Annotated in this window: 9 protein-coding genes; 3 read left to right on the top strand and 6 right to left on the bottom strand. The window is 63.7% G+C overall.

The features are described from left to right. A partial coding sequence (locus HGBR_RS20290; protein ID WP_218915933.1) for a hypothetical protein occupies window positions 1-216 on the top strand: 216 nt, incomplete at its 5' end. Here the strand turns inward: HGBR_RS20290 and HGBR_RS21110 are convergent. The 5 genes from HGBR_RS21110 to HGBR_RS00030 form a co-directional block, all read right to left on the bottom strand. Further along, the gene (locus HGBR_RS21110; RefSeq protein ID WP_083882672.1) at window positions 142-456 is read right to left on the bottom strand and encodes a LysE family translocator; all 315 of its coding nucleotides are present in this window, start codon (window positions 454-456) and stop codon (window positions 142-144) included. The genes HGBR_RS20290 and HGBR_RS21110 overlap by 75 nt on opposite strands. A gap of 254 nt (window positions 457-710) precedes the next feature. Beyond that, window positions 711-1700 carry an NADP-dependent oxidoreductase gene (locus tag HGBR_RS00015; RefSeq protein WP_019157284.1) on the bottom strand — a complete coding sequence of 330 codons (990 nt, stop codon included), beginning with the start codon at window positions 1698-1700 and terminating at the stop codon, window positions 711-713. A 20-nt stretch (window positions 1701-1720) separates the two neighbouring features. Further along, window positions 1721-2089, bottom strand: coding sequence for a cupin domain-containing protein (locus tag HGBR_RS00020; RefSeq protein WP_019157285.1), 369 nt, complete (start codon window positions 2087-2089; stop codon window positions 1721-1723). Window positions 2090-2237: 148 nt separating this feature from the next. Continuing rightward, window positions 2238-4274: a heavy metal translocating P-type ATPase gene (locus tag HGBR_RS00025; RefSeq protein WP_019157286.1), complete on the bottom strand. Its 2037-nt coding sequence runs from the start codon at window positions 4272-4274 to the stop codon at window positions 2238-2240. 97 nt (window positions 4275-4371) lie between these two features. Continuing rightward, on the bottom strand, window positions 4372-4611 hold the full coding sequence (locus HGBR_RS00030) for a heavy-metal-associated domain-containing protein (protein WP_019157287.1): 240 nt from the start codon (window positions 4609-4611) through the stop codon (window positions 4372-4374). 139 nt (window positions 4612-4750) lie between these two features. Here HGBR_RS00030 and HGBR_RS00035 point away from each other — a divergent pair, with 139 nt between their 5' ends. Both HGBR_RS00035 and HGBR_RS15695 read left to right on the top strand, forming a co-directional pair. After that, window positions 4751-6400, top strand: a complete 1650-nt coding sequence (locus HGBR_RS00035) for a molybdopterin-dependent oxidoreductase (RefSeq protein WP_245533234.1) — start codon at window positions 4751-4753, stop codon at window positions 6398-6400. A gap of 15 nt (window positions 6401-6415) precedes the next feature. Next, complete coding sequence (locus HGBR_RS15695; RefSeq protein ID WP_019157289.1) at window positions 6416-6637, top strand: hypothetical protein; 222 nt, start codon at window positions 6416-6418, stop codon at window positions 6635-6637. Between the two features lie 78 nt (window positions 6638-6715). Here HGBR_RS15695 and HGBR_RS00045 read toward each other — a convergent pair whose 3' ends face one another. Beyond that, window positions 6716-7159: an RpiB/LacA/LacB family sugar-phosphate isomerase gene (locus tag HGBR_RS00045; RefSeq protein ID WP_019157290.1), complete on the bottom strand. Its 444-nt coding sequence runs from the start codon at window positions 7157-7159 to the stop codon at window positions 6716-6718. Window positions 7160-7320: the final 161 nt, after the last annotated feature.

Below are 7320 nucleotides of genomic sequence, written 5' to 3' on the forward strand. Positions count from 1 at the left end.
TGTGGATTTGATCGTTCCGTGGCGTTCTTCTGTGATCGCTTCGTGGCGGCATTGAACCCGGCGGACGAAGTGGCGCTTCGCGGCTTTTTTGGACTGCGGGCTGTAAGCCGATCCTTCACCGGAACGATGGATGGTTTTTGGCTAAAGCGCTATGACTGTGATGCCCAGGGCGATCAGGACGATGCCGGAAACAGTGTCGATCACGTCCGGAGCTGAATCGTTTATCAGCAAGTGGCTCGCGCGGCCGGCGATTGTCGACAGCATTACACCGTAGACCAGGATGCAGCCGCTCACGGTCACGACCATTAGTCCGTGATCGAGAAGGCTGGGTGACACCGACAGAAATGGCGGAAGCAGTGCCAGGAAGAACAAGCCGGTTTTCGGATTCGTGAGCGAACTGATGAACCCGGTGCCGAACCCCGACCTTCGACCCCCGCGGCTACTTCTGAGGTTCATCGCCGCAATCGCCCGTTGCCCTGTCTACTGACGACAGGCGTGTATCCGTATCGGTACCGCGAGTCGAACAGCCATCGGAACCATCGGGCTGGCGTACAGGGACCGGGTGGCGAATCGGAAGAAGCGAGCCTCGTCGCCTGCGAACTAAGGACACGATGGCCGAAAGACCGAGGTACATCAGGATTGTCGAGGCCGCCGAAAAAGACCAGTAGTTCCCCGGCCGCCGATCGGTCGGGGAACTACTCGTTTGCGATTCAGGCGCTGAGTGCCATGTGGATTTCGTGGTCAGCACATCCTCGGGGCTCTGACCCAGCCGCGGAAGAAGAGAAGGGCTGGTTTAAGGTTCGACGATGACTTTTGCCCTCGGTGTGACCGGCTTCCACGGCTGCCAGCGCCTTCCCGGCGTCGTCCAGATTGAACCGGCCGGTGACGTGGGGATCGACGACCTCGTACTTCACCACGTCGGTGATCTTGTCCAGCGCCTCGCCGGTCCGCTCCACGGACGCCCCGCCGAGCTGGCGCGCGGTCTCGGGGTCTGCCGTCGTGATGATGCGGGACGGGTCTTTGACGGTGCCACCGACCGCATGCAGCGCTTCCCCGCCGACGAGATCCACGATGAGATCGACGCCGTCCGGAGCGATCGCGCGTACTCGGTCGGCAATGCCGCTGCCGGCCTCGATGAACTCAGCCCCGGTGGCCTCGACGGTCTCCCTCTTGTCGGCTCCGGCGATCCCGAGGACCCTGAACTCGTGGACCGCGCCGATCTGAGCGGCCATCCTGCCCACACCGCCGCCGGCACCGATGATCAGCAGGATCTGTCCGGGCTCAAGCTCGATCTGGTGGGTGACGTCGTAGGCGGTGGCCCCGGCAACCGGGAGGGTGGCCGCGTCGGCCCAGGAGATCTCCTCGGGCTTGGCGACAGTGTTCGCTGCGTCGAGAATCGTGTGTTCGGCCAAGCCGCCGTGTCCGGAGGCCACCGCACCGAGGACCTCGTCGCCCACGGCGAAACCCTCAACGCCCTCACCGATAGCCGTGACCACCCCGGCGGCCTCACGGCCCATCGGAGCCGGTAGCGGCCACTTCCGTCCCAGCTGGCCCTCGCGAATCTTCCAGTCGGCCGGGTTGACGCCGGCCGCCCTGACCTCGATGGTCAGTTGCCCAGCGGCCGGTTGCGGGAGCGGGCGGTCGATCATCTGCTGCTGCTCGGGGCCGCCGAAGTCGTTGAAGACATAGACCTTGGTCATCGTGGTTCCTTTCTGGCCGGTCAGGCCTGTGGTGGGTTGTCCTCGCCGGCTGCCTCGGCCGTGTCGGCCTCCTCCTTGGTGGCGAAGGCGCCACCTGCGGCGTGCTCGGGCGGGGAGTAGATCGTGTAGAGAATCAGCGGCTCGTCGCCGGTGTTGCGGAAGTTGTGTTGCGTCCCGGCCGGCACGGCGCACTGATCTCCGGCTTCGATCGGGTGGGTCTCGCCGTTGAGGTCCGCCTGGCCGGTTCCGGAGATGAACGTCAGGATCTGGTCGGTCTCCGGGTGGACCTCGTCGCCGATCTCTCCGCCGACCGGAACAGTCATGACCACGATCTGTGCGTGCTCACCCGTCCACAGCACCTTGCGGAAATCCGGGTTCTCCTGCGCCACGTCTGCAATGGTGAAGTGCTGGACGTTGCCGTGAATGCTGAATGTTTTTCGGTCATGGTCTTCTCCTTCTCTTTGATGGGGTCTTGTCGTAGTGCCGATGACCGGGGCCCAACGGCGGGACTGGGGGTCCCGCCGTTGGGCGGATCGGTCAGGTGTTGGTCTTCTCGGTCGCTGAGTCAGTGTCAGCTTGCGCTGCTCGCGATGGGGCGCGCAGCTCCTTGGCTATAGCGGTGGCGTCCTGGGCGTTGCGCATCAGTCGCATCGCGTTGGCGATCACGACCAGCACGGAACCCTCGTGGACCAGCATGCCAATCGACATCGTCACACCGCCGGCGAAGACGCCCGCGAGCAACAGCACCACGGTGACCAGGGCGATCGCGATGTTCTGCCGCATCACGGACACGGTGCGCTTGGCCACGCTGATGGATTCCGGGAGTTTGAGCAGGTTGTCACCCATCAGCGCGATGTCCGCGGTCTCCACGGCCACGGCCGAACCGGCCGCACCCATCGCCACGCCGATGTTCGCAGTCGCCAGGGCCGGGGCATCATTCACCCCGTCGCCGACCATCGCGACCGTATGCCCCTGCTTCTGCAGCTCTGCGACCGCATCCAGCTTGTCCTCGGGCAGCATCGATGCGTGGATCTCATCGATCCCGGTCTTGGAACCGATGGCCTCGGCCACCAGTCGTGTGTCGCCGGTGAGCATGACGACCTTTTCCACACCTGCCTCGTGCAGGCGCTTGACCATTTCGGGCGCATCCTCGCGGATCTTATCGGCCACGGCGACGACACCGATCACAGTGCCACCGACAGCCACGATCATCGGAGTCTTGCCCTGAGCTGCCAGCTGCTCAGCAGCCTCTGCCGCACGTTCGGGCGCACCACTGCCGTCGGTGATCCCGTACTCGACCAACAGCGGAGCATTGCCGATCAGCACCTGACGGCCCTCGACGTCGGACACGATGCCCTTGCCGGGCACCGGAGTGACAGCACCGGGGATGCCCTCGGGACCCACACCCTCCTCCTTGGCGGAGTCGAGAATCGGACGGGCCAGCGGGTGCTCCGAGCCGGCCTCGGCGGCAGCCGCCCAGCGCAGGACCTCCGTGCGGTCATACGCCGGGTCCAGGACCAAGACGTCGGTCAGCTGCGGCCGGCCCTCGGTGAGAGTTCCGGTCTTGTCCACAGCGACGGCCGAGATTTTGGCAGCGGTCTCGAGGTACTCTCCACCCTTGATCAGGATGCCGTTGCGGGCCGAACGGCCGATGCCAGCGACGATCGCGACCGGGATCGAGATCACCAGTGCGCCGGGGCAGCCGATGACTAGCAGTGTCAGGGCCAGCACGACGTCCTGAGTGATCAGCCCGGCCACGAGAGCGAGAACCATCACGGCAGGCGTATACCAAGTGGAGAAGCGGTCGATGAACGCCTGGGTCTTCGCCTTGGCGTCCTGGGCTTCTTCCACCCGGTGGATGATGCGAGCCAGAGTCGTGTCCGCGCCGATCCCGGTGGCCAGCACCTGTAGGAAACCCCCGCGCGAGATGGTGCCCGCGAAGACCTGGTCCGTTTTAGATTTCTCGACCGGAATCGATTCGCCGGTGATGGACGCCTCGTCCAGCGCGCCGGTGCCGGCCACGACCTGGCCGTCCACCGGGACCTTGGCCCCGTTCTTCACCAGCACGATCTCGCCCAACTTCACCAGGTGGGCAGGCACCTCCTGCTGCTCGCCCTCACGCATCACCACGGCGGTATCCGGGGCGACGGCGACGAGTTCGGCCAGCGCCGACCGCGTCTTGTTCATGGTGGCCGCTTCGAGGGCGTGGCCGACAGCAAACAGGAAGGTAACGGCAGCGGCCTCCCAGAAGTTGCCAATGATGACCGCGCCGATGGCAGCGATAGAGACCAGCAGATCAATGCCGATGTGCTTGGTCATGAGAGCGTTGATGGCCTTGACGACGATGTTGTAGCCAGCGACGACCGCACCGGCGATCATGAAGGCATCGGCGAGAGTGAAGACTCCGGCCGAATGAGTAGCGTGAGCCCCGGCGTCCAGCCACCACTGCGGGGAGAGGACCGTGTTCCATGTACCCCCGGCAATGTGCTGCAGGCCAAACGAGATGACGATCAGCACACCGGACACGATGGGGACGGACCAGTTGCCGTGGACCCACTTCTGGAGCCTGTTCACGATGGGGCGACCTTTCTGCGAAGAGTGGGATGAGCTGGAAAATGGGACAAGAGTTCGGCCGGTCCCTGCGGAGCTGTTGGACCGGCCGAACGGTGGGTTAGAACGCTGAAGGGGTGGCCGTGTAGCCGGCCTTGGCGACAGCAGCGACGATGTCATCAACGGACGTCGTGGACTCGTCGTGATCAACTTCGATGCGGGCGGAGGCGAAGTGAACCTTCACGTTCTCGACACCCTTCAGACGGCCGACCTGCTTCTCGATCTTCTTCACACAGGAAGGGCAGGAGAAACCCTCGGCACGCAGCATCGTGTGCGTGGTGGTGGGAGTGTTGGTGGTCATGGTGGTGATCCCCTTTTCGAATCAGGGCCCTGTGGCTGGTGCCGCAGGGCCGGTCCTTGCCGACACCTTCACACTAACGGGGTGCGAAGGACCTGGTCTTTGACACAGATCAAGTAAGCGCTTCACAGACACTGCTAGCGTGAGTCGATACGAGCAGATGGTCCGATGGTGGATCAGGCACTGGCTCCTGGTCGGTGTGCCCTGCTCTGATGCCTGTGGCGGCCCGGTCGTTTCCGCGTCGCACCAGTTGATCACGACGTTGGAGGCACTCTTGGACCCGGACTTCCCTCTGTGGTTGCGCACGACTCATCTGCTGAATTTCTTCCTCATGGGAATTGTGCTGCGAAGCGGATGGGAGATTCTCGCCTCACTGCCCCGGCTGTGGTGGCGTAACGACTGCAAACCCGGCGCCGAATGGCTCCGATTCACCCGCCGCAAGCTGCCCGCGGAAGAGGGCGTGTACACCTCGCTGATGGACGAGCGCAGTGTCAGCCCCGTCTGGACCCTGCCCGGGCACAAAAACATCGGGCTCGGACGGCACTGGCACGGTCTGGGCGTCACACTGTGGCTGCTCAACGGAATCGTGTACGTCGTCCTGCTCTTCGCCACCGGTCTGTGGCGGCGACTCATCCCCACGTCATGGGACGTCTTCCCCGCAGCCTGGGACTCCCTGATCATCTACCTCGGCTTCAACACCCCATCGATCGAGCACTTTCAGCCCTACGACGCGCTGCAGATGCTGACCTACTCCGGCGTCGTCTTCATCCTTGCTCCGATCATGATCCTCACCGGCATCGCGATGTCACCGGCAATCCGCTCCCGCTTTCCGTGGTACGTCAAGATCTGGGGCGGTCACCAGGGAGCCCGCTCCCTGCACTTCATCGGGATGGCCCTGTTCTGCATCTTCATCATCATGCACGTCGGTCTGGTGTTCCTCGTCCACCCCGAGTACAACCTTCCCCACATGGTATTCGGCGTCACCGACACCGCCCGCTACGCGCAGGCCTTCACCATCGCCATTGCTACCATCGTGGTCGTCATCGCGCTCTGGATCGGACTGAGCTACCTCACTCTCGCCAACCGCCCACGAGCCCAGCAGGTGCTGGTCACTCTGACCGAGCCCATCCGCAAAGTCGCCCTGAACTGGATGAAACCGCGAATGAGTCGCCAGACCACCTATACGGAGAAGGACATCTCCGAGTTCCACTGGACCAACGGGCTACCGCCCACCGCCGACGAATCACCCGCATGGTTGGAATCCAAAGCGAACGATTTCCGCGACTGGCAACTGGAGCTCGGCGGTGAGCTCAACGGCGAGGTGCTCAAGCTCGGTCTGGACGACCTGAAGAACCTGCCGAAGACCGAGTACATCGCCGTGCACACATGCATGCAGGGGTGGTCAGCGACCGCCAAATGGGGCGGCGTCAAGCTCAAAGAGGTGCTCGCTGTGCTCGGCCCCCGCCCAGAAGGAGCGAACTACGTGATGGTCACCTCCCATGGCCTGGCCCAGGAGATGGTCGACCATCGCCCGCGCGAGCCGTTCTACGCCGTCCTGGACATCGGAATGGTCGAAGAAGACGATACGATCCTGGCCTATGAGCGCAATGGGCACCCCCTCGACATTCACCTCGGCGCTCCCCTGCGGTTGCGGGTGGAGTCCAACCACGGCTACAAGATGGTCAAGTGGATCAAGTCCATCGAATGGATCACCGATTACGCACAGTACGGTGACGGTCGAGGCGGCACCCGTGAGGACGGCGCCATGCAAGCCTTCAACGGCCGGATCTGACCAAGGGAGCACCCTATGAAAAGCACCGCCTACACCATCGCCGGAATGACCACGGCCAAAGACGCCCGGATCGTGAAGGACAGTCTCTACCACCTGGCAGACATCGGAGGTGTTGCCACAGAAATCGTTCCCGGCAGCGATTCCCTCATCATCCTCAAGCACAAAGACGACATCGAGCTCGACCGGGCAACGATCGCTGCGGCGCTGCGCGACGCTGGAGACTACACGCTCAGCTGACCGACCGCCGGCAACCCGCGTGAGATTGCTGCCGATCTACATGCGACGTGCGGCACGGCACCAGGCGGGTGCCGACGCTCAGTCAGTCAACTCGTAATCGACGATCTCCTCGAGTTTCGGCCCGTAGCTGCTGGCGGGGTCGTGGCGCAGGTCCAGCCACACATCGACCAGCGCCTTGGCCGCCACGGGGGCGATGACGTTCTGGCCCATGCACAGGATCTGGGCGTCGTAGTTCTCGATCGAACCGCGGACTGTCAGGAGGTCGTGAGCCGTCGCGGCTCGCACGCCCTTGACCTTGCTCGCCGCGATCGCGGTGCCGATGCCGGTCCCGCAGACCAGGATGCCGCGATCGGCCTTCCCATCGAGAACGGCCTGCGCCGCCAGGAAGGACACCTGCGGGTAGGTGATGTCCGCACTCGAAAGGTCCACGACCGCACTGACCCTGTCGTCGGCCTCGAGCTGCGCCCTCAGCTCGTCCTTCAGTATCACCCCGTTGCCCGGCGCCCCGATCACGATCCGCATATGTCTGATTCCTCTCCGACGATCCCTGAACGTTCGACCTTCTACGACCATCGTCAATGACGGCGACCGATACCGCCAGTACAAGTCACCTCCAGCCGCCTGCCTACTACTCCGACCTCAGCGGATTCAGACCTTGACTACACCCTCGATTGCGAAGAGCC

It is taken from the genome of Brevibacterium senegalense, from assembly GCF_000285835.1.
In the GTDB taxonomy this organism is placed as follows: domain Bacteria; phylum Actinomycetota; class Actinomycetes; order Actinomycetales; family Brevibacteriaceae; genus Brevibacterium; species Brevibacterium senegalense.

Bases quoted from the DNA above. Each gene is read 5' to 3' on its own strand.
- HGBR_RS15695 (WP_019157289.1), top strand. From the start codon at position 6,416: ATGAAAAGCACCGCCTACACCATCGCCGGAATGACCACGGCCAAAGAC.
- HGBR_RS00045 (WP_019157290.1), bottom strand. From the start codon at position 7,159: ATGCGGATCGTGATCGGGGCGCCGGGCAACGGGGTGATACTGAAGGAC.
- HGBR_RS21110 (WP_083882672.1), bottom strand. From the start codon at position 456: ATGAACCTCAGAAGTAGCCGCGGGGGTCGAAGGTCGGGGTTCGGCACC.
- HGBR_RS00015 (WP_019157284.1), bottom strand. From the start codon at position 1,700: ATGACCAAGGTCTATGTCTTCAACGACTTCGGCGGCCCCGAGCAGCAG.
- HGBR_RS00030 (WP_019157287.1), bottom strand. From the start codon at position 4,611: ATGACCACCAACACTCCCACCACCACGCACACGATGCTGCGTGCCGAG.